General features: G+C 60.5%; 24 protein-coding genes. 15 read left to right on the top strand and 9 right to left on the bottom strand.

From position 1 onward, the window contains the following. Nucleotides 1-9 precede the first annotated feature (9 nt). The 4 genes from AAEZ05_RS19735 to dksA form a co-directional block, all read right to left on the bottom strand. On the bottom strand, nucleotides 10-2964 hold the full coding sequence (locus AAEZ05_RS19735; protein WP_205893386.1) for a sensor histidine kinase: 2955 nt from the start codon (nucleotides 2962-2964) through the stop codon (nucleotides 10-12). After that, nucleotides 2948-3124 carry a hypothetical protein gene (locus AAEZ05_RS19730; protein ID WP_003176118.1) on the bottom strand — a complete coding sequence of 59 codons (177 nt, stop codon included), beginning with the start codon at nucleotides 3122-3124 and terminating at the stop codon, nucleotides 2948-2950. The genes AAEZ05_RS19735 and AAEZ05_RS19730 overlap by 17 nt, the downstream gene beginning before the upstream one ends. Nucleotides 3125-3201: 77 nt before the next feature. After that, on the bottom strand, nucleotides 3202-4098 hold the full coding sequence (gluQRS, locus tag AAEZ05_RS19725; RefSeq protein WP_205893387.1) for a tRNA glutamyl-Q(34) synthetase GluQRS: 897 nt from the start codon (nucleotides 4096-4098) through the stop codon (nucleotides 3202-3204). A gap of 230 nt (nucleotides 4099-4328) precedes the next feature. After that, the gene (gene dksA, locus AAEZ05_RS19715) at nucleotides 4329-4769 is read right to left on the bottom strand and encodes an RNA polymerase-binding protein DksA (RefSeq protein WP_045059401.1); all 441 of its coding nucleotides are present in this window, start codon (nucleotides 4767-4769) and stop codon (nucleotides 4329-4331) included. 332 nt (nucleotides 4770-5101) lie between these two features. Here dksA and AAEZ05_RS19710 point away from each other — a divergent pair, with 332 nt between their 5' ends. Both AAEZ05_RS19710 and sfsA read left to right on the top strand, forming a co-directional pair. Beyond that, complete coding sequence (locus AAEZ05_RS19710) at nucleotides 5102-6274, top strand: pyridoxal phosphate-dependent aminotransferase (RefSeq protein ID WP_350599490.1); 1173 nt, start codon at nucleotides 5102-5104, stop codon at nucleotides 6272-6274. Next, complete coding sequence (gene sfsA, locus AAEZ05_RS19705; RefSeq protein ID WP_350648501.1) at nucleotides 6274-6987, top strand: DNA/RNA nuclease SfsA; 714 nt, start codon at nucleotides 6274-6276, stop codon at nucleotides 6985-6987. The genes AAEZ05_RS19710 and sfsA overlap by 1 nt, the downstream gene beginning before the upstream one ends. Here the strand turns inward: sfsA and AAEZ05_RS19700 are convergent. Next, complete coding sequence (locus AAEZ05_RS19700; RefSeq protein ID WP_045059404.1) at nucleotides 6984-7301, bottom strand: Rieske (2Fe-2S) protein; 318 nt, start codon at nucleotides 7299-7301, stop codon at nucleotides 6984-6986. The genes sfsA and AAEZ05_RS19700 overlap by 4 nt on opposite strands. 158 nt (nucleotides 7302-7459) lie before the next feature. Between AAEZ05_RS19700 and AAEZ05_RS19695 the strand changes: the two genes are divergently transcribed. From AAEZ05_RS19695 to AAEZ05_RS19680, 4 genes are read left to right on the top strand one after another with little or no spacing between them, the layout of a single operon-like run. Next, nucleotides 7460-8332, top strand: coding sequence for a heme/hemin ABC transporter substrate-binding protein (locus AAEZ05_RS19695; protein ID WP_045059405.1), 873 nt, complete (start codon nucleotides 7460-7462; stop codon nucleotides 8330-8332). Between the two features lie 50 nt (nucleotides 8333-8382). After that, entirely contained in the window at nucleotides 8383-9366 is a 984-nt protein-coding gene (locus AAEZ05_RS19690; RefSeq protein ID WP_350648580.1) for a FecCD family ABC transporter permease, read from the top strand. Beyond that, nucleotides 9366-10133: a heme ABC transporter ATP-binding protein gene (locus AAEZ05_RS19685; protein ID WP_045059407.1), complete on the top strand. Its 768-nt coding sequence runs from the start codon at nucleotides 9366-9368 to the stop codon at nucleotides 10131-10133. Before AAEZ05_RS19690 ends, AAEZ05_RS19685 begins: the two co-directional genes overlap by 1 nt. 21 nt (nucleotides 10134-10154) lie before the next feature. Continuing rightward, the gene (locus AAEZ05_RS19680) at nucleotides 10155-11039 is read left to right on the top strand and encodes a ChaN family lipoprotein (RefSeq protein WP_045059408.1); all 885 of its coding nucleotides are present in this window, start codon (nucleotides 10155-10157) and stop codon (nucleotides 11037-11039) included. 246 nt (nucleotides 11040-11285) lie between these two features. On the opposite strand, the gene AAEZ05_RS19675 is transcribed toward AAEZ05_RS19680, so the two are convergent. From AAEZ05_RS19675 to AAEZ05_RS19665, 3 genes are all read right to left on the bottom strand, one after another. Further along, complete coding sequence (locus AAEZ05_RS19675) at nucleotides 11286-11558, bottom strand: TfoX/Sxy family protein (protein ID WP_007971093.1); 273 nt, start codon at nucleotides 11556-11558, stop codon at nucleotides 11286-11288. 209 nt (nucleotides 11559-11767) lie between these two features. Then, entirely contained in the window at nucleotides 11768-12112 is a 345-nt protein-coding gene (locus tag AAEZ05_RS19670; protein WP_045059409.1) for a pentapeptide repeat-containing protein, read from the bottom strand. Nucleotides 12113-12202: 90 nt separating this feature from the next. Next, nucleotides 12203-13759 carry a bifunctional aminoglycoside phosphotransferase/ATP-binding protein gene (locus AAEZ05_RS19665; protein ID WP_045059410.1) on the bottom strand — a complete coding sequence of 519 codons (1557 nt, stop codon included), beginning with the start codon at nucleotides 13757-13759 and terminating at the stop codon, nucleotides 12203-12205. 117 nt (nucleotides 13760-13876) lie between these two features. Here AAEZ05_RS19665 and mrcB point away from each other — a divergent pair, with 117 nt between their 5' ends. The 3 genes from mrcB to AAEZ05_RS19650 are packed head-to-tail and all read left to right on the top strand — an operon-like array spanning nucleotide 13877 to nucleotide 17290. After that, nucleotides 13877-16201, top strand: a complete 2325-nt coding sequence (gene mrcB, locus AAEZ05_RS19660; protein WP_045059411.1) for a penicillin-binding protein 1B — start codon at nucleotides 13877-13879, stop codon at nucleotides 16199-16201. 16 nt (nucleotides 16202-16217) lie between these two features. Continuing rightward, entirely contained in the window at nucleotides 16218-16955 is a 738-nt protein-coding gene (locus tag AAEZ05_RS19655; protein ID WP_045059412.1) for a tetratricopeptide repeat protein, read from the top strand. After that, the gene (locus AAEZ05_RS19650) at nucleotides 16955-17290 is read left to right on the top strand and encodes a YqcC family protein (RefSeq protein WP_045059413.1); all 336 of its coding nucleotides are present in this window, start codon (nucleotides 16955-16957) and stop codon (nucleotides 17288-17290) included. Before AAEZ05_RS19655 ends, AAEZ05_RS19650 begins: the two co-directional genes overlap by 1 nt. A gap of 134 nt (nucleotides 17291-17424) precedes the next feature. Here the strand turns inward: AAEZ05_RS19650 and AAEZ05_RS19645 are convergent, their stop codons facing one another. Beyond that, entirely contained in the window at nucleotides 17425-17838 is a 414-nt protein-coding gene (locus AAEZ05_RS19645) for a DUF4124 domain-containing protein (protein WP_045059414.1), read from the bottom strand. Between the two features lie 400 nt (nucleotides 17839-18238). On the opposite strand from AAEZ05_RS19645, the gene AAEZ05_RS19640 reads away from it, so the two are divergent. The 6 genes from AAEZ05_RS19640 (at nucleotide 18239) to msrQ (ending at nucleotide 24216) form a co-directional block, all read left to right on the top strand. Continuing rightward, nucleotides 18239-19963, top strand: a complete 1725-nt coding sequence (locus tag AAEZ05_RS19640; protein ID WP_045059421.1) for an acetolactate synthase 3 large subunit — start codon at nucleotides 18239-18241, stop codon at nucleotides 19961-19963. A gap of 2 nt (nucleotides 19964-19965) precedes the next feature. Further along, a complete protein-coding gene (gene ilvN / locus AAEZ05_RS19635; protein ID WP_003176102.1) occupies nucleotides 19966-20457 on the top strand; it encodes an acetolactate synthase small subunit in 492 nt (163 codons plus the stop codon). Between the two features lie 48 nt (nucleotides 20458-20505). After that, nucleotides 20506-21522 (top strand): ketol-acid reductoisomerase, encoded by a 1017-nt coding sequence (ilvC, locus tag AAEZ05_RS19630; protein ID WP_007948647.1) that lies wholly within the window; start codon nucleotides 20506-20508, stop codon nucleotides 21520-21522. 145 nt (nucleotides 21523-21667) lie between these two features. Next, entirely contained in the window at nucleotides 21668-22522 is an 855-nt protein-coding gene (gene pssA, locus AAEZ05_RS19625; RefSeq protein ID WP_045059415.1) for a CDP-diacylglycerol--serine O-phosphatidyltransferase, read from the top strand. 60 nt (nucleotides 22523-22582) lie between these two features. Next, nucleotides 22583-23596, top strand: coding sequence for a protein-methionine-sulfoxide reductase catalytic subunit MsrP (gene msrP / locus AAEZ05_RS19620; protein WP_045059416.1), 1014 nt, complete (start codon nucleotides 22583-22585; stop codon nucleotides 23594-23596). Then, the gene (gene msrQ, locus AAEZ05_RS19615) at nucleotides 23596-24216 is read left to right on the top strand and encodes a protein-methionine-sulfoxide reductase heme-binding subunit MsrQ (RefSeq protein ID WP_045059417.1); all 621 of its coding nucleotides are present in this window, start codon (nucleotides 23596-23598) and stop codon (nucleotides 24214-24216) included. The genes msrP and msrQ overlap by 1 nt, the downstream gene beginning before the upstream one ends. Nucleotides 24217-24299: the final 83 nt, after the last annotated feature.

Raw genomic sequence — 24299 nt, 5'->3', positions numbered from 1 at the left:
TCGACGGTCTCAGTTCACAGCGGACGTCGCTTCGACATGACGCGGCAAGGTCACCCGGATACGGGTGCCGCGCTGGCTTTGAACATCAGCCGGGCTGTCGATGGTGATTTGTCCATAATGCTCTTCAACGATGGAATAGACCAGTGCAAGGCCCAGACCGGTGCCTTCGCCAGGGTCCTTGGTGGTGAAGAAGGGTTCGAACAATCGGTCCATGATGTTCTTCGGAATGCCGCTGCCTTCGTCCTCTACGATCAGGTCGACCGTGTGTTCGCCGGCTTCGCTCTTGACCCGCACGGCACTGCCGGCAGGCGAGGCGTCGCGGGCGTTGGAGAGCAGGTTGATCAACACTTGAGCAAGGCGCTGGGGATCACCTTCGACCCAGTGATCAGGGTCGCACAGGTTGTAGAACTGCACCTCGAAATTGCGCCGGTTCAGGGCCAGCAGGCCGATTGCATCCTGGGCCACTTCGGCCAGACAGACGGGCTCGTCGCTATGCTGATGGCTGCCAGCGTGGGCGAAGCTCATCAGCGACTGGACGATGCGCGATACACGCTTGGTCTGTTCGAGAATCTGCCCGCTGATTTCCCTCAGCTCGCCATCGTCCTCGCGCTCCTCGCGCAGGTTCTGCGCCAGGCAGGCGATGCCGGTGATCGGATTGCCGATTTCATGGGCGACGCCGGCTGCCAGGCGACCAATGCTGGCCAGGCGCTCGGAATGCACCAGTTTGTCTTCGAGCATCTGGGTTTCGGTCAAGTCTTCCACCAGCAACACCAGGCCGCTGTTGCCCGGTGCCAGCGGCTCGTCGATGGCCGCCTTGTGCAGGTTCAGCCAGCGGGTCTGGCCATCCAGGGCCAGGTGCTGCTTGTGCAGGTGCTCGTCCGGAAGGTTGATGAAGCCTTGCAGCAGTTCTTTCCAGGGATCGGCGATGGTGCTCAGGCGCGATCCGACGACGCGCTGCGCGGCAATCCCGGTCAACTCCTCCATGGCTTTGTTCCACATGAGGATTTCCTGGTCCTTGGCCAGGGAGCAGACGCCCATGGGCAATTCCTGCAGGGTCTGGCGGTGGTAGCGGCGCAGGGCATCGAGTTCCGCAGCAAGGCCGGTGAGGCGCGAGTGGTAGTCCTCGAGGCGGCTTTCGATGAAATGGATATCTTCGGTAACGTAGTTTTCGCCGCCCGCCTTATAGGGCAGGAACGTCTCGACCATGTCCTGGGCAACGCTTGGTCCCATCAGGCCGGAAAGATTCGCCTCGATGCGGTCACGCAGTCGACGCAGCGCATAGGGGCGGCGCTCGTCGAATGGCAGGTAGAGGTCGCGCAGGGCCTGCTCGACTTCCTTTTGCGCAGCCTTGGCACCCAGCGGCTTGGCCAGTTGCGTGGCGAATTCCTGGGGCGAGGCGGCGTGCAGTTCGCGCCGCTGCGGCCGGCGCACGTTATCCACGGCACAGGCTTCGGCGGCGCTGGCTTCTTCCGGGCTGGCATTGGTGAACAATGAAATCAGGGTGAACATCAGCACGTTGGCCGCCAGCGACGCGATGGCCGCCATGTGCCAGCTGGTGTCATCCAGCACATAGATCATGTTCAGCAGCGGAATGTAGAAGCCCTGGAGATTGCCGACCAGCGGTAACAGCATGGTCACCAGCCACACCATGATGCCCGCGAGCAGGCCGGCGATGAAGCCGCGGCGGTTGGCGGTTGGCCAATACAGGACCGACAGGACCCCCGGCAGGAATTGCAGGGTGGCGACAAAAGCGACGATGCCGAGATTGGCCAGGTCCTGTTCCGCGCCCAATAACAGGTAGAAGCCGTAGCCGGCCATGATGATCGCGACAATCAGCGCCCGACGCGTCCATTTCAGCCAGCGGTAGATATTGCCCTCGGCCGGCGGCTGGTAGAGCGGCAGCACCAGGTGGTTCAGGGCCATTCCGGACAAGGCCAGGGTCGTGACGATGATCAGGCCGCTGGCCGCAGACAGGCCGCCGATATAGGCCAATAGCGCCAGTGCCTTGCTGTTGGCAGCAATGCCGATGCCCAGCGTGAAGTATTCAGGGTTAGTGGTGGCGCCGAGTTTCAGTCCGGCCCAGAGAATCAGCGGAACCGCCAGGCTCATCAGCAGCAGGAACAGCGGCAGGCCCCAGCTGGCACTGACCAGCGAGCGCGGGTTGAGATTTTCGGTAAAGGTCATGTGATACATGTGGGGCATCACGATCGCCGAGGCAAAGAACACCAGCAGCAGCGTGCGCCACGGACCTTCCTGCAGCGGTGTGTGCAGGGCGGCGAGGGCGGTCTGGTTTTGCAGCAACCACAGTTCGAGTTGCTGCGGGCCGTCGAACACGCCATACAGCGCATACAGGCCAACGCCGCCAATCGCGATCAGCTTGATCACCGACTCGAAGGCGATGGCGAACACCAGCCCTTCATGTTTTTCCCGGGTGGCGATGTGGCGCGAGCCGAAGAAGATCGTGAACAGAGTAATCAGCGCGCAGAAGCTCAAGGCTACGCGATGCTGCACCGGCTCGCGGGTGAGGATGCCAATGGAGTCGGCCACCGCCTGGATCTGCAATGCCAGCAACGGCAGTACGCCGATCAGCATGAAGATGGTGGTGAGCGCGCCGGCCCAGGTGCTGCGAAAGCGAAACGCGAACAGGTCAGCCAGCGACGACAGTTGATAGGTACGAGTGATTTTCAGGATCGGATAGAGCAGCACCGGCGCCAGCAGGAACGCCCCGGACACCCCGAGGTAGCTGGAAAGAAACCCGTAGCCGTACTGATAGGCCAGGCCTACCGTGCCGTAAAATGCCCAGGCGCTGGCATAGACCCCCAGCGACAGGGTGTAGGTCAACGGGTGGCGAATGATCGCCCGGGGGATCATGCCCCGTTCGCTGATCCAGGCTACGCCGAACAGCACCGCAAGGTAGGCGGCGCTGATCAGGATCATCTGGGTCAGGCTAAAGCTCATCGGCATCTTTTTGGCTCTGCAGGATGAAGGTCACGACGATCAGAATCAGCCAGAGCAGATAAGGGCGATACCAGGCGCCAGTGGCGTCGATCCACCAGTCCATGATGGCCGGGGAGAACAGGTAGATCCCCACTACAAGAAGCAGGACCAAGCGATAGATGTACATCCCGGCCTCTCTTTTTTATGCGCGTGCCCGAAAACGTGCGGCGATGGTAACGGATGGCGGCGCGACTGCAAGCGTCATCACTGCAGTTGTGCCTCGGGCAGGTGCAGTGTGCGCGGGATCTTCAGCGCATCCCAGTGGGCGATGCTCCAATCCAGCACCTCTCGCGGGGTGGCGTACGCGAGTTCGCTACCGGGCGTTTGCCCAAGTGCGCGCAGCGCCCGCAGGAGCAAGGGGGTTGCCTGATCTTCTGTCAGTGGCGGGGAGCGATAGGATTTGCCGAGCTTGTGGCCATCGGGCTGGGTGATCAGCGGAATATGCAGGTAGCGCGGTTGCGACAGGCCGAGCAATTCCTGCAGGTAGAGCTGGCGCGGCGTGGAGTCGAGGAGGTCGGCTCCGCGCACAATATCGGTGATGCCCTGCCAGGCGTCATCGAGGACCACAGCCAGTTGGTAGGCATACAGGCCGTCGCGGCGGCGGATCACAAAATCGCCGACCTCACGGCCCAGGTGCTGCCGATATTCGCCTTGTACGCGGTCGATGAAGTGGTATTCCAGTTCGGGGGCGCGCAAGCGAATCGCTGCATCCTCGGTTCCATGGCCGGCATTGCGGCACAGCCCCGGGTATATCCCGTGATAGGGCTCGAGTTGTTTGCGCGAACAGGTGCAGGCGTAGGCCAGGCCGTGGTTGAACAGGCGACTGATAATCTCGGCATAGGCATCGTGGCGGTCGCTCTGGCGCACCACCGCGCCGTCCCATTCAAAGCCGTAGCTCTCCAGTGCCTTGAGAATTGCCGCCTGGGCGCCGGGCTCTTCCCGGGGCGGGTCCAGGTCTTCCATGCGCATCAGCCAGCGCCCGCCCACCGAGCGCGCGTCGAGGTAGGACGCCAGCGCGGCGACCAGCGAACCGAAGTGCAGGTGACCACTGGGCGTGGGGGCGAAGCGTCCGGTGTAGGTGGGGGAGGCGATGGCAGTCATGGGGTAACGTTACTTTTTCCTGGCTGGCGCCAAACAACCTGTAGGAGCGAGCTCGCTCGCGACGGTCGTCAACGATAACGCTGAAAGCCTGATACCCCGCGGCGTCCTCAGGTTCATCGCGAGCAAGCTCGCTCCTACAGTGATGGCGATTTTATAGGCGCATCAGGTAACACAAATATCAGAAACAAAAACGGAGCGTTCGCACGCTCCGTTCTTTATCCAGGTCGCAATTACTTGCCGACTTGTTTTTCCTTGATTTCCGCCAGGGTCTTGCAGTCAACGCACATGTCGGCGGTAGGGCGGGCTTCCAGTCGCTTGACGCCAATCTCGACGCCGCAGGACTCGCACCAGCCATATTCTTCGTCTTCGATCAATTGCAGCGTCTTGTCGATCTTCTTGATCAGCTTGCGCTCGCGATCACGGGCGCGCAATTCGAGGCTGAATTCTTCTTCCTGGCTGGCACGGTCTGCCGGGTCAGGGAAGTTGGCCGCTTCGTCTTTCATGTGATCAACCGTACGGTCGACTTCCTGCATCAAGTCCTGTTTCCACTTGTTCAGGATCTTGGTGAAGTGAGCGCGCATGGGCTTGCCCATGTACTCCTCGCCCTTTACTGCCTGGTAGGGTTCGAAGCCGCTGATCGACTGGTTTTGCTGCTTTGCTTGGGTGGGCATGAAATGGACCGCCTCTACTCTTGTAATCCATTGCGCAGGATTGCTCCATCACCGACACCTGCCGGCCCTGCGGCTGCAAGCGGGCGAACTTACCAGATCAAATCGGACCGCGCTACTCCCGGATGTCGAGGTAGTGGCTCAATGGGCTTGCAAATGATTGCAAAGCCTTGTCTGGTGGTGCTGGAGACCTGATCAATTATTGATTTTAGTCAAACCTGGGGCACACGCTTGAGTCGTTTGAGACCAGCGTTATAACGCTCTGACCGCTTTAGCTTCTCGCTCGTTCCTGCGCTTGGGTAGAATCAGTTTTTTCTCCCGTTGAAGGAAGGCCGATGGCTCAGTCCTACAGTGCCCGCAGTCGCGCGATCGAACCGTTCCACGTCATGGCCCTGCTGGCCCGCGCCAATGAGTTACAGGCTGCAGGTCACGACGTGATCCACCTGGAAATCGGCGAACCGGACTTCACTACGGCCGAGCCGATCATCCAGGCAGGCCAGGCCGCCTTGACCGCAGGCAAGACCCGTTACACTGCGGCGCGGGGGATTCCCGAGTTGCGCGAGGCTATTTCGGGGTTCTATCAGCAACGTTACGGGCTGAATATCGACCCTCGGCGAATATTGATCACGCCAGGCGGCTCCGGGGCACTGTTGCTGGCCAGCGCCTTGCTGGTGGATCCGGGCAAGCACTGGTTGCTGGCGGACCCGGGGTACCCGTGCAACCGGCATTTCCTGCGGCTGGTGGAAGGTGCCGCGCAGTTAGTGCCGGTTGGCCCCGACGTGCGTTACCAATTGACCCCCGATCTGGTGGCGCGGCATTGGGACCAGGACAGCGTCGGCGCGTTGGTGGCATCGCCCGCCAATCCGACCGGGACCATTCTGACCCGCGACGAGCTGGCGGGCCTGTCCAGTGCGATCAAGGCGCGGCACGGCCATCTGGTGGTGGACGAGATCTATCATGGCCTGACCTATGGCACCGACGCGGCCAGCGTGCTGGAAGTGGATGACAGTGCCTTCGTGCTGAATAGTTTTTCAAAGTATTTCGGAATGACCGGCTGGCGTCTCGGTTGGCTGGTAGCGCCCGAAGCCGCCGTCGGCGAGCTGGAAAAACTTGCGCAAAATCTCTACATCAGCGCCCCAAGCATGGCTCAGCACGCTGCCCTGGCGTGCTTCGAACCAGCCACCATCAGCATTCTCGAAGAACGCCGTGCCGAATTCGGCCGCCGCCGCGATTTCCTCCTGCCCGCTTTGCGGGAATTAGGTTTCGGCATTGCCGTAGAACCGGAGGGCGCCTTCTACTTGTATGCCGATATCAGCAAATTCGGCGGTGATGCCTTCGCGTTCTGTCGGCATTTTCTCGAAACCGAGTATGTTGCAATTACGCCGGGGCTCGATTTTGGGCGTTACCAGGCTGGCCATCACGTGCGCTTTGCCTACACGCAAAATTTGCCGCGCCTGCAGGAAGCCGTCGAGAGAATTGCCCGCGGTCTGCGGAGCTGGCAAGGCTGATGCGCTTTGATCCTCCACTCGAAGAAGGCCGGCTGATCCGTCGCTATAAGCGTTTTCTCGCCGATATCGAGACCGTGAATGGCGAGTTGCTGACCATCCACTGTCCCAATACCGGCTCGATGCTCAACTGCCAGGTCGAGGGCGGGCAGGTCTGGTTCAGTCGCTCCAATGATCCGAAACGCAAGTTGCCCGGTACCTGGGAGATTGGCGAAACGCCCCAGGGGCGCTTGTTCTGCGTGAACACCGGGCGCGCCAACGGCTTGATCGAGGAAGCGTTGCGCGGTGGGGTCATCACCGAGCTGAACGGTTTCACTGAGCTCAAGCGTGAAGTGGCTTACGGTCAGGAAAGCAGTCGCATCGATTTCCGCCTGGATTACCCTGGCGGGCCAGCTTATGTCGAAGTCAAAAGTGTCACGCTGGGTTTCGATGGCTCATCGGTAGCGGCCTTTCCTGATGCAGTCACCCAGCGCGGGGCCAAACATCTTCGGGAATTGGCGCACCTGGCGCGGGACGGGATTCGCGCGGTGCAGCTGTATTGCGTGAACCTGACCGGCATCGAGGCGGTGCGTCCGGCCCACGAAATTGATCCAGCCTACGCCGAGGCGCTGCGTGAAGCGGTGGCCTGCGGGGTGGAAGTACTGTCCTACGGCGTGTGCTTGAGTCATGAGGGGATGCGGGTCGATCGGCGCCTGGCCGTGCTGCTCAACGGCTAAAGGTTGACCCATATTCCCTGAGCGTCTTCACGGCAGGGGACCGGTGTCAGGGACTGCCCGGCGCACGGGCCGGACACGCATTCGCCGTCCTCGATCAGGAACAGGGCGCCGTGGGTGGCGCACTGGATAAGGCTGTTGCTGGGGTCGAGAAACTGGTCGGGCTGCCATTCCAGGCCGACGCCGCGATGCGGGCAGCGATTGAGGTAGACGTATACCTGGCCGCTGCGACGCACGGCAAAGAGTTTGCGGCCTTCGATCTCGAAGCCGCGGCTGCTGTCATCGGGCAGTTCGGTGCCTGCGCAAAAAAACTTCATGGCTATCCTCGAGTGCCGAAACCTCTGACAGATGTGTCCGAGCTTGACGTGCAAATGCAAACAATTATCAAATGCCGGCTTCGCCCGCTGGAGGCCGGATGTCGAGGATACTTGGCCTGCCGCCTCCCTGTCCGGGAAAACCTTAAAGGAAGCTATTCATGCGCCTGAGTACCCGCGTTGCTGCGCTCTGTATCGGACTTCTCGCCAGTCATCATGCGACGGCGGCCGAGTTGCCCCAGCGGTGGGTCAGCGCAGGTGGCGCGGTATCGGAATGGGTCAGCGTCCTGGGGGGAGAGTCGAAGCTGGTCGGGGTCGACACCACCAGCCAGCACCCGCCAGCGCTCAAGGCGTTACCGAGCATTGGCTATCAGCGCCAGCTGTCGGCGGAGGGCATTCTGAGCCTGCGCCCACAGATTCTTGTGGGGACCGAGGAAATGGGGCCACCACCGGTGTTGTCGCAGGTGCGCACTGCGGGGGTGCAGGTCGAATTGTTCTCGGCCCAGCCTGACCTGGCGGCATTGCAGGGTAATTTGCAGCACCTGGGCAAATTGCTGGGTGCTGAGGAGCAGGCGTCCCGGGCGTTCCAGTCCTACCGCGCGCAACTTGACGAGCAACAGCTTCGGGTGACCCAGGCGCAGCTCAAGCAAAAGGCTCCCGGAGTGCTGTTGCTGGTCGGTCATGCCGGTGGCAAACCGTTGATCGCCGGCCAGGGCACGGCTGCAGACTGGATGCTGCAGAAGGCCGGCGGGCACAACCTGGCAACTCATACCGGCTACAAGCCGTTTTCCGTCGAAGCGCTGGCCAACCTCAATCCGCAGGTGCTGGTGTTCGCCGATCGCGTGCTGACAGGTGAAGAGGCCCGCGCGGCGTTGTTCAGGGAAAACCCGATTCTTTCCTCGACCCTTGCCGCCAAAAACGGGCGGGTCATCCAACTGGATCCGACCTTGCTGGTAGGCGGGCTGGGGCCGCGCTTGCCCGATGCGTTGAGGTCCCTCGCTGACGGCTTCTACCCGGGTATGTCCGCGCAATGACCGTGCTGGTCAAACCCCGAACCCTGTTCATCGGCTTGAGCCTGCTGTGTCTGCTGGCTATCTGGTTGTCGTTGGCGCTCGGGCCGGTCAGCCTGCCCTTGGTCGACACCTTGCGCGCCGGCTTGCGCATGGTGGGCGTGCCCATCGCGCCTGAAGGCCTGGAGCAGGCCGAATTGATCCTCGGTCAGATTCGCCTGCCCCGAACCCTGCTAGGCCTGGCGGTAGGCGGGGTGTTGGCGCTGTCTGGCGTGGCGATGCAGGGTTTATTCCGCAACCCGCTGGCCGATCCTGGGCTGGTGGGGGTCTCCAGTGGCGCTGCCTTGGGGGCGGCCATCGCGATTGTCGGCTGCTCGGCATTTGGCGGGCTTCCGGTGTCCTTCGGGCCCTATCTTCTATCGCTGTGCGCCTTCCTCGGTGGGCTGGGTGTGACCGCGCTGGTGTATCGACTGGGCCGGCGCAACGGTCAGACAAATGTCGCGACCATGTTGTTGGCCGGTATCGCCCTGACAGCGTTGGCGGGTTCGGCCGTGGGGCTCTTCACTTATATGGCCGATGACGCGACCCTGCGCACCCTGACTTTCTGGAACCTGGGCAGCCTCAATGGCGCCAGTTACTCGCGACTCTGGCCATTGTTATTGGTCAGTGTCGGCGTGGCGCTATGGTTGCCTCGCCGGGCGAGGGCGCTGAACGCGTTATTGTTGGGCGAGTCCGAAGCCGGCCACCTGGGCATCGACGTCGAAAGGCTCAAGCGCGAACTGGTGTTTTGCACCGCGCTGGGGGTCGGCGCCGCGGTGGCGGCGGCTGGCATGATCGGCTTTGTCGGGTTGGTCGTGCCGCACCTGGTGCGACTGCTGGCCGGTCCCGACCATCGGGTGCTGTTACCGGCTTCGATACTGGCCGGTGGCAGCCTGCTGTTGTTTGCCGATCTGGTCGCCCGTCTGGCCCTGGCGCCGGCCGAGCTGCCGATCGGGATAGTCACCTCGTTCATCGGCGCCCCGTTCTTTCTATTGCTACTGGTCCGGAGGCGCGTGTGATGCTGCGTACGCAAAATCTGCAAATCCGCAGGGGCACCAAGACGGTGCTGACGGACATCACGCTTGAGCTCAAGCCTGGAGAAGTGCTCGGCGTGCTGGGCCCCAACGGTGCAGGCAAAAGTACTTTGCTGGGGGCGTTGTGCGATGAGTTGAAGGCTGATCAGGGCAGCGTCTGGCTCGATGAGCTGGAGTTGAGTCAGTGCACGGGTGTCCAGCGAGCCCAGCGACTGGCCGTATTGCCGCAAGTCTCGACGCTGGACTTCGCCTTCCGTGTCGAGGAAGTTGTCGGTATGGGCCGCTTGCCTTATCAAACCGGTCGAGTGCGCGATGACGAAATCATCGCTGCCGCCTTGCAGGCCGCTGACGCCGGTCACTTGAGCGGCCGCAGCTACCTGGCCCTGTCGGGTGGCGAACGCCAGCGGGTGCATCTGGCCAGGGTGCTGGCGCAGTTGTGGCCGGGGCAGGCTGGGCAGACCTTGTTACTCGATGAGCCGACCTCAATGCTCGACCCGCTGCACCAGCACACCACGTTGCAAGCCGTGCGCGAATTTGCCAACCGGGGCGCGGCAGTGCTGGTGATCCTGCATGACCTGAACCTGGCCGCGCGCTATTGTGATCGCCTGTTGCTGCTCGAAGGCGGCCGGCAGGTGGCGCTGGATACGCCCGAGCAGGTACTGCGCCCGGAGCCGCTGAAGGCGGTGTTCGGGCTCGAAGTGCTGGTGCAGCCGCATCCTGAGCGTGGTCATCCGCTGATCATTGCTCGTTGAATCTGTCATAGGAGCGTAAACATGCGCGCAGTCTTGATTCTGGTGGTGCTCCTGCTGGGTGCCTGTACGCATGTTTCCGCGCCGCCACCTGCTCCACCTCCGCCGCCGCCTTTAGCCGGGGAGATTCGTGACCTGCGCACTGGCCAGGTGTTGACGGCAGAGCAACTGCTGGCGGCGCTGGCCAGGCCATCGCGGCTGATCGTGGGCGAGCAACACGACAATCGTGATCACCACGCCCTGCAGTTGTGGTTGTTGCAAGCCTTGGGTGAGCAACGAACCCAAGGCAGCCTGCTGCTCGAAATGCTCACCCCGGACCAACAACCGCATGTCGATCAGGTTCGTCAGGCCTCCAAGCCCCCGGCGGATTTGCGCGATGCATTGGCCTGGCAGGAAGGTTGGGACTGGGCGCTGTACGGGCCCATCATTCAGTTTGCCCTGACCCAGCCGTATCCCTTGCTTGCCGCAAACCTGGACCCATTGGAAGTCCGTGCGGCGTATACGCATCCGGCGACGCCAAGCGGTCCTCGGTCCAGCGCAGAGGACGTAAAGGATGAACTGCAGAAGCAAGTCCGCGACTCCCATTGCGGCCTGCTGCCCAAGTCGCAACTGCCCGCGATGCTGGCGGTCCAGCAACAACGGGACCGACGCATGGCCGAACGCCTGCTCGCAGCGCCTGAGCCTGCCTTGCTGTTCGCTGGCGCTTTTCATGCGCGCAAGGATGTCGGCGTGCCGATCCATTTGCTGGATCTGGGGGCGCAGGAAGGAGCGACGGTGTTGATGCTGGCTCAGCAGGGCAGTGAGGTCACGGTGGGGATGGCGGATTATGTCTGGTATACGCCGAAGGTGAAGGCACCGGATTATTGTAAGCAGATGCGCAAGCAGCTCGGAAAAGCTCGCAAAAAATGAAAGGCCGGGCACATTTCAGCGGGCAAAAAAAGACCCGGCAAGAGCCGGGTCAAATAACCGTGATTAGCCTGATGAGGAGATATCTGAGAGTCCGAACCAAGGGCTGTTCAAATATCGACCAGTCTCGCGACCAGTTGTGATAATCATAGCGATTCTCATTACCATGTCAACAGCTGATTGATCGTTAATTTGTAATCGCCCTGAAAGCCAAGTAATCAGAGGCTTTCAGGCCAGTCAGCGGGCAACTCAGTTCTTGTGCCGTGAAGAGATGGCTTCCAGCTGCTTGTTCAGCGCTTCCTTTCGCTCCGCGGGAATATCGTTCCAGTGCACGTCCATCAGCGCACCTTCGATCGCATACAACAACACCTTGGACGCTCGAAACCCGCGCGTGCGCACGGCCCGATAGGCATCCACCGCCCCGAGGCGACGCAAGTCCGAGGCGCTGTGAATGCCCACGGCATGCAACCACTGCGCTGACGTCTTGCCAAGATTCTTCAGGTGTTGCAGTTCATCATTCATCAAGCCTCCTTGCGACGGCCGAATGGGAGCGTGGGCAAGCTTCTCAGGAGTGTAGCCATCAGCAGGAAAAGCGTGATTGTTTGGTCGGTTTCAGGGCAAAAGCTTCTAAGCGGTCTTGATGCCGGACTGGGCAGCTGGCCTTTTGCGCGGGTAGGCGTAAGCAGTCCAGCGCAGAGCGGGGGGCGCCGGACGGGAGTTCATGCGCGATTTCAGCGGGTGCGATAGCGCAGGCGCGTACCGAAATTCATCGACATCAGGATTTCGTCTGCACTCAGTTCGGGCGGAAAGTAAGCGCCCGAGATCTGGGCGTGAGCCAGGCTCGCACCTTCCATGGAAGATTTGCGAAAGTCGATGCCGCGCAAGTCGGCGGAGCGGAAGTAGGCGTCGGTGAAATCCACGCCATCGGCATTCAGTTCGCGCAGGTCCAGGCCGCGAAAGTCGCCTCCGACCATGTCTATGACGCCTTCGCTTGGGCGTTCGCTGTTGAAGCCTGTGATGTCGTCCTTGTGCAGCAAGGCATAGAGCGGAGTGTCGAGAAGTTTGGGCTGGCTCATGTCACATCACCTGTTGGATTTATGACGCCAGTATAGTGCCACTATCGGGCGCCCGTGAGGTCGGCGAAGACCTCACGGACGAAATGCCCCTTACAAGCCTGGCAAGCGCTGGCGAATCTGCGCTACCACGGTATCCAGTGTGCCGCTTTCATTGGTCTGGACGCGTTTGCTGCAGAGAATCTCCGCTGGCGTCAGCGGCTCACGGTTGGCCTGCTGGGCTTCGATGACGGCCAGGGTTGCGTCGGATGGGTCAGTGTTGTCCGCCTGGCGCAGGGCCAGCCAGGTCTCGATGACAGCTTGCGGCGCATTGCAGTCCAGGATCAGGAAGGGCGCACCGGTAGCTTCGGCGATTTGTGCTGCACCGTCGCGTTGCTCGTGCTTGAGGTAAGTGGCGTCGACCACGACCGGGAAGCCGGCACGCAGGATGACCCCGGCAATTTCATGCAGGCGGGCGTAGGTCGCGGCACTGGCTTCAGCGCTGTAAATGCCGGCCTGTGGCTCATTTGCAACGGTCTGCTCACCGAACAGGCGTTTGCGCTCTACGTCGGAGCGCAGGCGGATGGCGCCCAGTGCTTCTACCAGACGCATGGCTACACGACTTTTGCCTACCGCGGAGACACCATGGGTGATAGCCATGAAGCGAGACGGGATGGTGCTGTAGCTTTCCGCCAGGTTGGCGTAGTTGCGGTATTGGCGCAGGGCGGTCGCCCGTTGCACGGGGTCGGCGGCGGCCGGCATGCTGAACAGGGTGACCTTGGCCCGAACCAGGGCGCGGTAGGCCTTGTAGAAGTTCAGCAGTTCCAGGCCCTGGTAGTCACCGGTCAATTCCAGGTACTGGCTGATGAAACGGCGCGCCAGGCTCTTCAGTCCACGATCTTCCAGGTCCATTGCCAGGAAGCCGGTGTCGGCATAGACGTCGGTGAAGCGGAACGGCTCATTAAACTCGATGCAGTCGAAGATCACGACCTTGCCGTCGATCAGCGTTGCGTTGCCCAGGTGGATATCACCGTGGCACTCGCGAGTGAAGCCGCCGGCCTTGCGCTGGGCCATCAACGGCTTGAGGCGTTCGAAGCTGCTTTCGGCCCAGGCTTGCAGCGCGTCCAGTTGCAGGAGGTCGGTCTTGTCGCTGAGGAACGGGCGGATTTGCTCAAAGTTCTGGCTCACCGGTGCCATCACGGCGTCCGGCGTACCGGCTTCATGTTCGGCCGGGACTTTAGGCGCCGCGAGGTGGAATTGCGCGATCTGCGCGGCCATCTCGTCGATGTGCGCGGTGGTCAATTCACCATTGGCTTGCAAGGTGCTGAGCAGATTACTTTGCGGGAATTGACGCATTTTCAGCGCGAACTCGATCACCTGCCCGTCGCCACCCAATTGCGGCGCTTCGGCGCTGCCGGTAATCGGCAACACTTCAAGATACAAATCATTGGTCAAACGCTGGTTAAGCCGCAGCTCTTCGCCGCAGAAGTGCTCGCGAGCGTCCAGGCTGGTGAAGTCAAGGAAGCCGAAATTCACCGGTTTTTTCACTTTGTAAGCAAAGGGGCCGGTAAGCAGGACCCAGGAAATGTGGGTCTCGATGACCTGGAACCCGTCTACGGGATGCGGGTAGAGGGCCGGGTTTTGCAGGGCAGCGATCAGGGACTGGCTCACAGGCGATCCTTCAGAGTCTGGGAAAATTCACGATCGCCATTATGGCCGCAAGTCCGCTCGACGCAAACCTCGGAGGCCTCCTGTTGAGTATGAATAAAGTGCGTATAATCCGCCGCCATGACTCGTACTCGATCCCCCCGCACTCCAAAAAAACCACCTTCCAGGGGCCTGCGCCCGTGGCTGGGCTGGGCCCTTAAACTCAGTCTGGTCGGCCTCGTGGTGCTCGCCGGATTCGCGGTCTACCTTGATGCAATTGTCCAGGAGAAGTTCTCCGGCAAGCGCTGGACCATTCCGGCCAAGGTCTACGCGCGCCCGCTCGAGCTGTTCACCGGGCAGAAGCTGAGCAAGGAAGACTTCCTCACCGAGCTCGACGCCCTGGGCTACCGGCGCGAGAGCGTAAGCAATGGTCCTGGCGCTGCGGCGGTCAACGGCAACACCGTCGACTTGAATACCCGAGGCTTCCAGTTCTATGAAGGTATGGAGAAAGCCCAGCCCGTGCGAGTGCGCTTCTCCGGCGATTACGTGGCGGAACTGTCGGCCACCAATGGCTCGAAGCTTTCGGTGGTGCGCCTGGAGCCGCTGCTGATCGGCGGGATTTATCCGAAGAATCTCGAAGACCGCATCCTGATAAAAATCGATCAGGTTCCGCCGTATCTGCTGGAAACCCTGGTCGCCGTGGAAGACCGCGACTTCTATTCCCACTGGGGTGTGTCACCCAAGTCGATTGCCCGTGCCGTCTGGGTCAACACGTCCGGCGGCAAGATGACTCAGGGCGGCAGTACGCTGACGCAACAATTGGTCAAGAACTTCTACCTGACCAGCGAACGCAGCCTGACCCGCAAACTCACCGAAGCCATGATGGCGATGTTGCTGGAGTTGCATTACGACAAGCGCGAGATTCTTGAGGCTTACCTCAATGAAGTGTTCGTCGGCCAGGACGGCCAGCGTGCGGTGCACGGTTTTGGACTGGCCAGCCAGTTCTTCTTCGGCCAGCCTTTGTCCGAGCTGAAACTGCATCAGGTGGCCTTGCTGGTAGGCATGGTCAAGGGCCCTTCCTACTACAATCCGCGACGTAACCCCGAACGCGCCCTGGAGCGCCGCAACCTGGTGCTGGATGTCCTTCAGGAGCAGGGTGTGGCCACTGCCGAGCAGGTCGCCGCCGCGAAGAAATTGCCACTGGGTGTGACTACCCGCGGGAAACTCGCCGACAGCTCGTTCCCCGGCTTCCTCGATCTGGTCAAGCGTCAGCTGCGCCAGGACTATCGCGACGAGGATTTGACCGAAGAAGGCCTGCGGATTTTCACCAGCTTTGATCCGATCCTGCAGATGAAAGCCGAAGCGTCGGTCAATGACACGTTCAAACGTCTGTCCGGGCGCAAGGGCTCCGATGAGGTTGAAGCGGCGATGGTCGTGACCAACCCGGAAACCGGCGAAGTCCAGGCCATGATCGGCAGCCGCCAGGCCAGTTTTGCCGGATTCAACCGCGCGCTGGATGCGGTTCGACCGATCGGCTCGCTGATCAAACCGGCTGTTTATCTGACGGCCCTGGAAAAACCGAGCCAGTACACCCTGACCAGTTGGCTGTCGGACGACTCCTTCTCGGTGAAGGGCGCGGACGGCCAGGTCTGGAAACCGCAGAACTACGATCGCCGCTCCCATGGCACGGTATTCCTTTATCAAGGCCTGGCGCATTCCTACAACCTGTCGACCGCTCGCCTGGGCTTGGCGGTGGGCGTACCGAACGTGCTCAAGACGCTTGCACGACTGGGTGTGAGTCGCGAGTTTCCGGCATTCCCGTCGATGTTGCTGGGGGCCGGAGGCTTGACCCCGATCGAAGTGGCAACCATGTACCAGACCCTCGCCAACGGCGGGTTCAATACACCGATGCGCGGCATTCGCAGTGTGCTCACCGCCGAAGGCGAGCCACTCAAGCGTTATCCGTTCCAGATCGAGCAGCGTTTCGACCCGGCTTCCATTTATCTGGTCCAGAGCGCCATGCAGCGGGTCATGCGTGAAGGTACCGGCAGTTCGGTTTATAACGTGTTGCCCAAGACCCTGACCCTGGCCGGCAAGACCGGTACCAGTAACGATTCGCGAGACAGCTGGTTCGCCGGCTTCAGCCAGGACCTGCTGGCCGTGGTGTGGTTGGGGCGCGATGACAACGGCAAGACGCCGTTCACCGGCGCCACCGGCGCGCTGCAGGTCTGGACCAGTTTCATGCGCAAGGCCGACCCGTTGCCGCTGGACATGCCGCAGCCAGACAACATTGTTCAGGCCTGGGTTGATTCACGCACGGGGCAGGGTTCCGATGCGGGTTGTCCAGGTGCCGTACAGATGCCGTATATTCGCGGCAGCGAACCGCCTCCCGGCCCCGCTTGCGGTGGCGAAAGCCCTGCTTCGGGCGAAACGGTGATGGATTGGGTCAAAGGCTGGATGAACTAAGCAAAGAGGGTTTCAAGTGAACAAGTGGTTGATTCCAGCGGTTACCGCCGTGGCTTTGCTCAGCGGTTGCTCCACCGTACAACGCGGGTCCATTCCGGTAGTGGATTCCGGCAGCGCCGTTTCGAACAGCGAACGTGTGCAGGCCAATGGCGGTTTCCGGCAGACGACGGTCAAGCGTCCGGTACAGGCGCAGGTCCAGGCGATACCGCAAGGTGACACTGGGGTGGTGGTGATGGTCCCAGGCGGTGGTGCGGTGGCTTCTGCGCCTATCAGCACTTCGCCGATCACGCCGGGCCCGATCACGCCAGGTCCAATCGATACGGCGCCAGTGCAGTCGGCGCCGATCAACCAGGGCAGCTACAGCATGCCGGCGACTCCGAGCGGGATTCCGTCAGCCAGTACCGGCGGTGGCTTGTCGGCCGATGAGCAACTGGACGGTCCGGTGCTGGCGCTGTTGACCACGGCCCAGCAGCAACAGGCGGGCGGTGACCTCAACGGCGCGTCGTCGAGCCTTGAGCGTGCCCAGCGGGTGGCGCCACGTGAGCCGCAGGTGCTTTATCGCCTGGCCCAGGTGCGCATGGCCCAAGGTGATGCGGCACAGGCCGAGCAGTTCGCCCGCCGGGGCCTGACCATGGCCAATGGCCGGCCGGACCTGCAGGCCAGCCTGTGGGGGCTGATCGCCCAGGCGCGTGAGAAGCAGGGTGATTCTGCAGGCGCTGCGCTGGCCCGCCAGAAGGCCAAGGTCACGCTGTGATGGACGCACGCTTTCCGAAGATCGCCGAGCAACTGCTGTTGATCGAGCGCGAACTGCGAGTGCAGGGATGGTGGGACGACGTCTCGCCCTCCACTGAGGCGCTTTCCAGCGTTGAGCCTTTCTCGGTCGATACGCTGGATTTCGAACAGTGGCTGCAATGGATTTTCCTGCCGCGGATGAAAATGATCCTCGAACAGGATCTCCCGTTGCCCAACGCGTCGGGAATCCAGGAAATGGCCGAAATGGTGTTCGCCGCGCGCAATGTGCAGGGCAAGGATCGGCAGTTGCAGGTGCTGCTCAAGGAGTTTGACCTGCTGATCACGGCTGCCCGCTAGCGCCGGATCCGATGTAGGAGCGGATGTAGGAGCTGTCGAGTGCAACGAGGCTGCGACCTCTTGATCTTGTTGTTCTGGGGTAAAGGTCAAAAGATCGCAGCCTCTGCTTCGCTCGGCAGCTCCTACGCAGGGTTCTATTGGCAGTTATCCCCAATCTGTTTCTGTGATTCGCTGATGCGCTCCTGACGCTGTTGCTCGTTCAGGCGGCGCATCTCACCGTCGACTTCCTCTCGTAATCTTGGATTGTTCTGTAGCTGGGCCAGGTTCGTGCGGGCCTGTTGGCAGAACGCCTGCAACTGCGCCTGCTGCTCGGCCACCTGTGCCTTCACCGATTTGTCGATCGCCTGCTGGTCGCCAATCACATGGCTGCGTGGTGGTGGTACCGGCTTGGCCGGGGCCGGTGCTGGAGTGAGCACCGTCGTCGCCTCCTGACCTTGAGGAGGCTGGGCGTCGAAATGAGTCACGCCTTGGGCGTCCACCCACTTGTAGATTTGCCCCGCCAGACACCAAGGGCTGATCAGTAGACCGACCATCAATAAAGTTCGCATGCCATTTCCTTGCCATGAGTTGCGCAATTGAAGCTAACACAGTTGCGGTTTAGCGGTTTTTTCTTGCTTTCTCATGCGCTTACTTCAATAAAGCACATAGACGGCTTGACTTGGAGGGGACGAAACAGAAGAATCCAAAGTCCGCTGTAGAGGGACTGCCAGAAGCAGACCCACTCGGCAGATCATGAGGCGCATACCCGCGCCGACCTGTTACACCCGCAACGCGTTACCTCGCGCTGGGTGGGAAAGTCCCGCAACACTTGGGACGATCCCAATACTTGCTCAGTCAGTGCTGACGTAGTCGGCGACCACCGTCGCTCATGCTCTGCTGAGAAGTAAACCTATTAAGACCCGTCCTTTTGCATGTGGGCGGTATTCTGGCGTTTTAGAGGTGAACAACGTGGAGCTTTTATCTGGCGGTGAGATGCTCGTCCGCTTTTTGCGTGACGAAGGCGTCAAGTACATCTACGGGTACCCGGGTGGTGCTCTTCTTCATGTCTACGATGCCCTGTTCAAAGAACCGGAAGTGACCCACATCCTGGTTCGCCACGAGCAGGCTGCGACCCATATGGCTGACGGCTATGCCCGTGCCACCGGCAAAGCCGGCGTGGTACTGGTCACTTCCGGGCCGGGCGCAACCAACGCCATTACCGGTATTGCCACGGCCTACATGGACTCCATTCCGATGGTGGTCATTTCCGGCCAGGTGCCTAGCACCATGGTAGGCACCGACGCGTTCCAGGAAACCGACATGATCGGTATCTCCCGGCCGATCGTGAAGCACAGCTTCATGATCAAGCACGCGTCGGAAATTCCGGAAGTCATGAAGAAGGCGTTCTACCTGGCGCAATCCGGTCGTCCTGGTCCGGTCGTTGTCGATATCCCCAAAGACATGACCAACCCGGCCGAGAAGTTCGAATACATTTTTCCGAAGAAAGCCAAGCTGCGTTCCTACAGCCCGGCCGTTCGCGGTCACTCCGGGCAAATCCGCAAGGCTGCAGAAATGCTCCTGGCGGCCAAGCGGCCAGTGATGTACGCCGGCGGCGGCGTGATCCTCGGTGGTGGCTCCGCGCCGCTGACCGAGCTGGCGAAAATGCTCAACCTGCCAGTGACCAATACCTTGATGGGCCTGGGTGCCTACCCTGGCACCGATCGCCAGTTCATCGGCATGCTCGGCATGCACGGCAGCTACACCGCCAACCTGGCGATGCACCACGCCGATGTGATCCTGGCAGTCGGTGCACGTTTCGATGACCGTGTGATCAACGGCCCGGCGAAGTTTTGCCCGAACGCCAAGATCATCCACATCGACATCGACCCGGCTTCGATCTCCAAGACCATCAAGGCCGATGTACCCATCGTGGGTCCGGTGGAAAGCGTCCTGACCGAAATGGTCGCGATCCTCAAGGAAATCGGCGAGACCCCGAACAAGGAGTCCGTTGCCAGCTGGTGGAAGCAAGTTGATGAGTGGCGCGGTGATCGTGGCCTGTTCCCTTACGACAAGGGCGACGGCGGCGTCATCAAGCCGCAGACCGTGATCGAAACCCTGTGCGAAGTCACCAAGGGCGATGCCTTTGTTGCCTCGGACGTGGGGCAGCACCAGATGTTCGCCGCGCAGTACTACACGTTCAACAAGCCCAATCGCTGGATCAACTCCGGTGGCCTGGGCACCATGGGCTTCGGTTTCCCGGCGGCCATGGGCATCAAGTTGAGCTTCCCGGATGCCGACGTCGTCTGCGTGACGGGCGAGGGCAGCATCCAGATGAACATCCAGGAGCTGTCGACCTGCCTGCAGTATGGCTTGCCAGTGAAGATCGTGATCCTGAACAACGGTGTTCTGGGTATGGTTCGCCAGTGGCAAGACATGAGCTACGGCAGCCGTCACTCACATTCCTATATGGAATCGTTGCCTGATTTCGTCAAGTTGGCGGAGGCCTACGGTCACGTCGGCGTGCGCATCACCGAATCGAAAGATTTGAAGACGAAGATGGCAGAAGCGTTCGCCATGAAGGATCGTCTGGTCATCATCGATGTTTCGGTCGACACCAGCGAGCACGTCTACCCGATGCAGATCAAAGACGGCTCCATGCGCGATATGTGGCTGAGCAAGACGGAGCGTACTTAATCATGCGGCATATTATTTCCTTGCTTCTGGAAAACGAACCGGGTGCTCTTTCTCGTGTAGTCGGCCTGTTCTCGCAGCGCAACTACAACATCGAAAGCCTGACTGTGGCACCGACCGAAGACCCGACCCTGTCGCGCCTGACGTTGACCACAGTGGGTCATGACGAAGTGATCGAGCAGATCACCAAGAACCTGAACAAGTTGATCGAAGTGGTCAAACTGGTCGACCTGTCGGAGAGTGCTCACATCGAGCGCGAACTGATGCTGGTCAAGGTCAAGGCCACTGGCGCACAGCGCGCCGAGATCAAACGCACCACCGATATTTACCGTGGACAGATCGTCGACGTCAGCGCCAGCGTGTATACCGTTCAGTTGACCGGTACCAGCGACAAGCTCGACAGCTTCATTCAGTCCATCGGCACCGCATCGATCCTGGAAACCGTCCGCAGTGGCGTAACCGGCATCGCTCGCGGCGACAAAGTACTCAGCATCTAAACCAAATTAGTGAATGGCCTGAACGGCCTGGATATATAGGGGAATTTCATGAAAGTTTATTACGAAAAAGACTGCGACCTGTCCATCATCCAGGGCAAGAAAGTTGCCATTATCGGTTACGGTTCCCAGGGTCACGCTCAAGCGTGCAACCTCAAAGACTCCGGCGTTGACGTAACTGTTGGCCTGCGTAAAGGCTCGGCCACTGTTGCCAAGGCTGAAGCTCACGGCTTGAAAGTGACTGACGTTGCTTCCGCTGTTGCAGCTGCCGACCTGGTCATGATCCTGACCCCGGACGAGTTCCAGTCCGCCCTGTACAAGAACGAAATCGAGCCGAACATCAAGAAAGGCGCCACCCTGGCCTTCTCCCACGGCTTCGCGATCCACTACAACCAGGTAGTGCCACGCGCTGACCTCGACGTGATCATGATCGCGCCGAAAGCACCGGGCCACACTGTTCGCTCCGAGTTCGTCAAAGGCGGCGGCATCCCTGACCTGATCGCTATCTACCAGGACGCTTCCGGCAACGCCAAGAACGTTGCACTGTCCTACGCTGCAGGCGTTGGCGGTGGTCGTACCGGCATCATCGAAACCACGTTCAAGGACGAAACCGAAACCGACCTGTTCGGCGAGCAAGCCGTACTGTGCGGCGGTACCGTTGAGCTGGTAAAAGCCGGTTTCGAAACCCTGGTTGAAGCTGGCTACGCGCCGGAAATGGCCTACTTCGAATGCCTGCACGAACTGAAGCTGATCGTTGACCTCATGTACGAAGGCGGTATCGCCAACATGAACTACTCGATCTCTAACAACGCTGAATACGGCGAGTACGTGACCGGCCCGGAAGTGATCAACGCCGAATCCCGTCAGGCCATGCGCAACGCCCTGAAACGTATTCAGGACGGCGAATACGCCAAGATGTTCATCAGCGAAGGCGCTACCGGCTATCCTTCGATGACCGCCAAGCGTCGTAACAACGCCGCTCACGGCATCGAAATCATCGGCGAGCAACTGCGCTCCATGATGCCTTGGATCGGTGCCAACAAGATCGTCGACAAAGCCAAGAACTAAGTCGCGCACTTGTACGGAAAACGCGGCCTAGGCCGCGTTTTTTCGTTTGGGGAGCCGGTTCTGGTATAAAGCTGCATCGTTTGCGGGCGAACCCTCGTCCCAGACGCCTGTCGAAATTTCTCCACCCTGTTGCAAGGTAATGTCCATGAGCGAACGTCCCGAAGAGCCAAACCAGGCTTCTGACGCCGAAAGCCTGCTGCCCATCGATGAACACATCGAAGAAGGGCATGACGCTGAAGGTCGTAAAGTCCGGCATCGTGGTATCTATCTTCTGCCGAATCTATTCACCACCGCGAATCTCTTCGCGGGGTTCTATTCCATCATCAACTCGATGAGCGCCCAGGCGGCAGCGAGCGCCGGTGACTCGGTCGGCGCAAGCAAATACTTTGCTTTCGCCGCCATCGCGATCTTTGTCGCCATGGTGCTCGACGGGCTAGACGGCCGCGTGGCCCGCATGACCAATACCCAAAGTGCCTTCGGCGCCGAATACGACTCGCTGTCGGACATGGTCGCCTTCGGCGTTGCCCCGGCGCTGTTGGCGTTCGGCTGGGCCCTGGGTGACATGGGCAAGGTCGGCTGGATGGTTGCCTTCATCTATGTGGCGGGCGCGGCGCTGCGACTGGCGCGCTTCAACACTCAAGTGGGCACCGCAGACAAGCGTTACTTTATCGGGCTTGCCAGTCCGGCAGCGGCGGGTGTGGTTGCCGGTATCGTCTGGGCGTTCAGCGACTACGGCATCCAGGGCTCCAGGATGTCTTTCCTGGTGGCGCTGATGGTTGCCGCCGCCGGTATGCTGATGGTCAGCAACATCAAGTACAACAGCTTCAAGGAGCTGGACCTGAAGGGGCGGGTGCCGTTCGTGGCAATCCTGGCCGTGGTGCTGGTGTTCGCAGTGGTATTCAGTGATCCGCCGCGTATTCTGTTACTGGTGTTCCTTGCCTACGCAGCCTCTGGTCCGGTGCAATATCTATTAAGACTTCGCCGGAACAAAAACGCCTGATATCCCTCATACTCCGCAGTCTAATTTGGTGCATCTGTCCTCCAAAACTGCGGAGTAGCCATGCTGATCAAGATCCCCCAGGCGTCTGACTGCCATGAGTCGGACGTCACGCCTCAATCCCTGTATTTATCTCGACGTAACGTCCTTGGCGCTGCCGTTGCCGGATTGGCTGTTGGCAGCCTGCCGCGTTGGGCCAGCGCCGAAGAGGCGTCCCGCTACGCCGACGTCGAGCCTGGCAAGGCGCCTTCCTGGTTCTCCGAGAAACTTCCCGCTACGCGTTGGGGGGCGGTGACCGTCAAGGATGAGGCGATCACGCCATTCAAGGATGCGACCCACTACAACAACTTTTATGAGTTCGGCACCGAAAAAGGCGACCCCGCGGCGAACGCAGGCGCGCTGAAGACCGAGCCCTGGAGTGTGGTTGTAGACGGGGAGGTGGGTAAGCCGGGGCGGTACGCGCTGGAAGACTTCATGAAGCCCTATCAGCTGGAAGAGCGCATTTACCGCCTGCGTTGCGTGGAAGCCTGGTCGATGGTCATTCCCTGGCTCGGCTTTCCCCTGTCGGCATTGCTCAAACAGGTGGAGCCGAGCGCCAGTGCCAAGTACATCCGCTTCGAAACCTTGCAGGACCCCAAGACCATGCCCGGGCAGCGTTCCGGTTTCGCCTTGATCGACTGGCCCTATGTCGAAGGCTTGCGCCTGGATGAGGCGATGAATCCGCTGGCGATTCTTGCGGTGGGCATGTACGGGCGCGAATTGCCCAGCCAGAACGGTGCGCCGCTGCGGTTGGTGGTGCCCTGGAAGTATGGCTTCAAGAGCATCAAGTCCATTGTGCGGATCAGTCTGGTCAGCGAGCAGCCCAAGACGACCTGGCAGAGTCTTGCCGCAGATGAATACGGCTTTTACGCGAACGTGAATCCGACGGTCGATCACCCGCGCTGGACCCAGGCTCGCGAGCGGCGCCTGCCCAGCGGCCTGTTCAAGCCGAACGTGCGGGACACCCAGATGTTCAACGGCTACTCGGAAGAAGTCGCTTCTCTATATACAGGGCTCGATCTGCGGAAGAACTACTGATGCGTTTCCCGTACTGGCGTATCGGCGTATTCATCGCCGCCGCCGTCTGGCCGGTCTTGTGGTTGTACCAGGCCTGGGCGGATGTGCTTGGGCCTGATCCCGGTAAGGTGCTGGTTGATCGCCTGGGGCTGGGTACCCTCATACTGCTGCTGGTCACGCTGGCGATGACGCCACTGCAGAAACTCAGCGGTTGGGCGGGGTGGATCGCCGTGCGCCGCCAGCTCGGATTATGGTGTTTTGCCTACGTGGTCCTGCATCTGTGCGGGTATATGGCATTTATCCTTGGGTTTGACTGGTCGCAACTGGGTGTCGAGTTGCGCAAGCGGCCTTACATCATTGTCGGGGCGCTGGCATTTCTTTGCCTGCTCGCATTGGCCGTGACCTCGAACAGATACAGCCAGCGCCGGTTAGGCGTTCGCTGGAAGAAGCTGCATCGATTGGCTTATGTGGTGCTCGGGCTCGGTTTGCTGCATATGTTGTGGATTGTGCGTGCTGATCTTGAAGAGTGGGCCATCTACGCATCTATAGGAGGGCTGCTTTTGGTGATGCGGCTGCCTGTTGTGTCCCGTCGAATACCGCGGTTATGGGCTAAAAAGGCCTCTTCTGCCAAGAAGGCGTAATTAGGCCTTGACGGCAGATTTCAGATGTCTATAATTCGCCCCACTTCCGGCGCAGTCGAAACGGAAAACTCCTTGGTAAACAA

Source organism: Pseudomonas sp. HY13-MNA-CIBAN-0226 (assembly GCF_040310305.1).
In the GTDB taxonomy this organism is placed as follows: Bacteria; Pseudomonadota; Gammaproteobacteria; order Pseudomonadales; family Pseudomonadaceae; genus Aquipseudomonas; species Aquipseudomonas gregormendelii.
This window is presented reverse-complemented; position numbering and strand designations above follow the sequence as displayed.

What these genes read in the sequence shown, in the direction of transcription:
- gluQRS (WP_205893387.1), bottom strand. Translation starts at nt 4,098, where the DNA reads ATGACTGCCATCGCCTCCCCCACCTACACCGGACGCTTCGCCCCCACG.
- msrQ (WP_045059417.1), top strand. Translation starts at nt 23,596, where the DNA reads ATGCGTTTCCCGTACTGGCGTATCGGCGTATTCATCGCCGCCGCCGTC.
- mrcB (WP_045059411.1), top strand. Translation starts at nt 13,877, where the DNA reads ATGACTCGTACTCGATCCCCCCGCACTCCAAAAAAACCACCTTCCAGG.
- AAEZ05_RS19680 (WP_045059408.1), top strand. Translation starts at nt 10,155, where the DNA reads ATGCGCGCAGTCTTGATTCTGGTGGTGCTCCTGCTGGGTGCCTGTACG.
- pssA (WP_045059415.1), top strand. Translation starts at nt 21,668, where the DNA reads ATGAGCGAACGTCCCGAAGAGCCAAACCAGGCTTCTGACGCCGAAAGC.
- AAEZ05_RS19695 (WP_045059405.1), top strand. Translation starts at nt 7,460, where the DNA reads ATGCGCCTGAGTACCCGCGTTGCTGCGCTCTGTATCGGACTTCTCGCC.
- dksA (WP_045059401.1), bottom strand. Translation starts at nt 4,769, where the DNA reads ATGCCCACCCAAGCAAAGCAGCAAAACCAGTCGATCAGCGGCTTCGAA.
- AAEZ05_RS19700 (WP_045059404.1), bottom strand. Translation starts at nt 7,301, where the DNA reads ATGAAGTTTTTTTGCGCAGGCACCGAACTGCCCGATGACAGCAGCCGC.
- AAEZ05_RS19685 (WP_045059407.1), top strand. Translation starts at nt 9,366, where the DNA reads ATGCTGCGTACGCAAAATCTGCAAATCCGCAGGGGCACCAAGACGGTG.
- AAEZ05_RS19670 (WP_045059409.1), bottom strand. Translation starts at nt 12,112, where the DNA reads ATGAGCCAGCCCAAACTTCTCGACACTCCGCTCTATGCCTTGCTGCAC.
- AAEZ05_RS19730 (WP_003176118.1), bottom strand. Translation starts at nt 3,124, where the DNA reads ATGTACATCTATCGCTTGGTCCTGCTTCTTGTAGTGGGGATCTACCTG.
- AAEZ05_RS19675 (WP_007971093.1), bottom strand. Translation starts at nt 11,558, where the DNA reads ATGAATGATGAACTGCAACACCTGAAGAATCTTGGCAAGACGTCAGCG.
- AAEZ05_RS19710 (WP_350599490.1), top strand. Translation starts at nt 5,102, where the DNA reads ATGGCTCAGTCCTACAGTGCCCGCAGTCGCGCGATCGAACCGTTCCAC.
- AAEZ05_RS19650 (WP_045059413.1), top strand. Translation starts at nt 16,955, where the DNA reads ATGGACGCACGCTTTCCGAAGATCGCCGAGCAACTGCTGTTGATCGAG.
- AAEZ05_RS19645 (WP_045059414.1), bottom strand. Translation starts at nt 17,838, where the DNA reads ATGCGAACTTTATTGATGGTCGGTCTACTGATCAGCCCTTGGTGTCTG.
- ilvN (WP_003176102.1), top strand. Translation starts at nt 19,966, where the DNA reads ATGCGGCATATTATTTCCTTGCTTCTGGAAAACGAACCGGGTGCTCTT.
- msrP (WP_045059416.1), top strand. Translation starts at nt 22,583, where the DNA reads ATGCTGATCAAGATCCCCCAGGCGTCTGACTGCCATGAGTCGGACGTC.
- sfsA (WP_350648501.1), top strand. Translation starts at nt 6,274, where the DNA reads ATGCGCTTTGATCCTCCACTCGAAGAAGGCCGGCTGATCCGTCGCTAT.
- ilvC (WP_007948647.1), top strand. Translation starts at nt 20,506, where the DNA reads ATGAAAGTTTATTACGAAAAAGACTGCGACCTGTCCATCATCCAGGGC.
- AAEZ05_RS19735 (WP_205893386.1), bottom strand. Translation starts at nt 2,964, where the DNA reads ATGCCGATGAGCTTTAGCCTGACCCAGATGATCCTGATCAGCGCCGCC.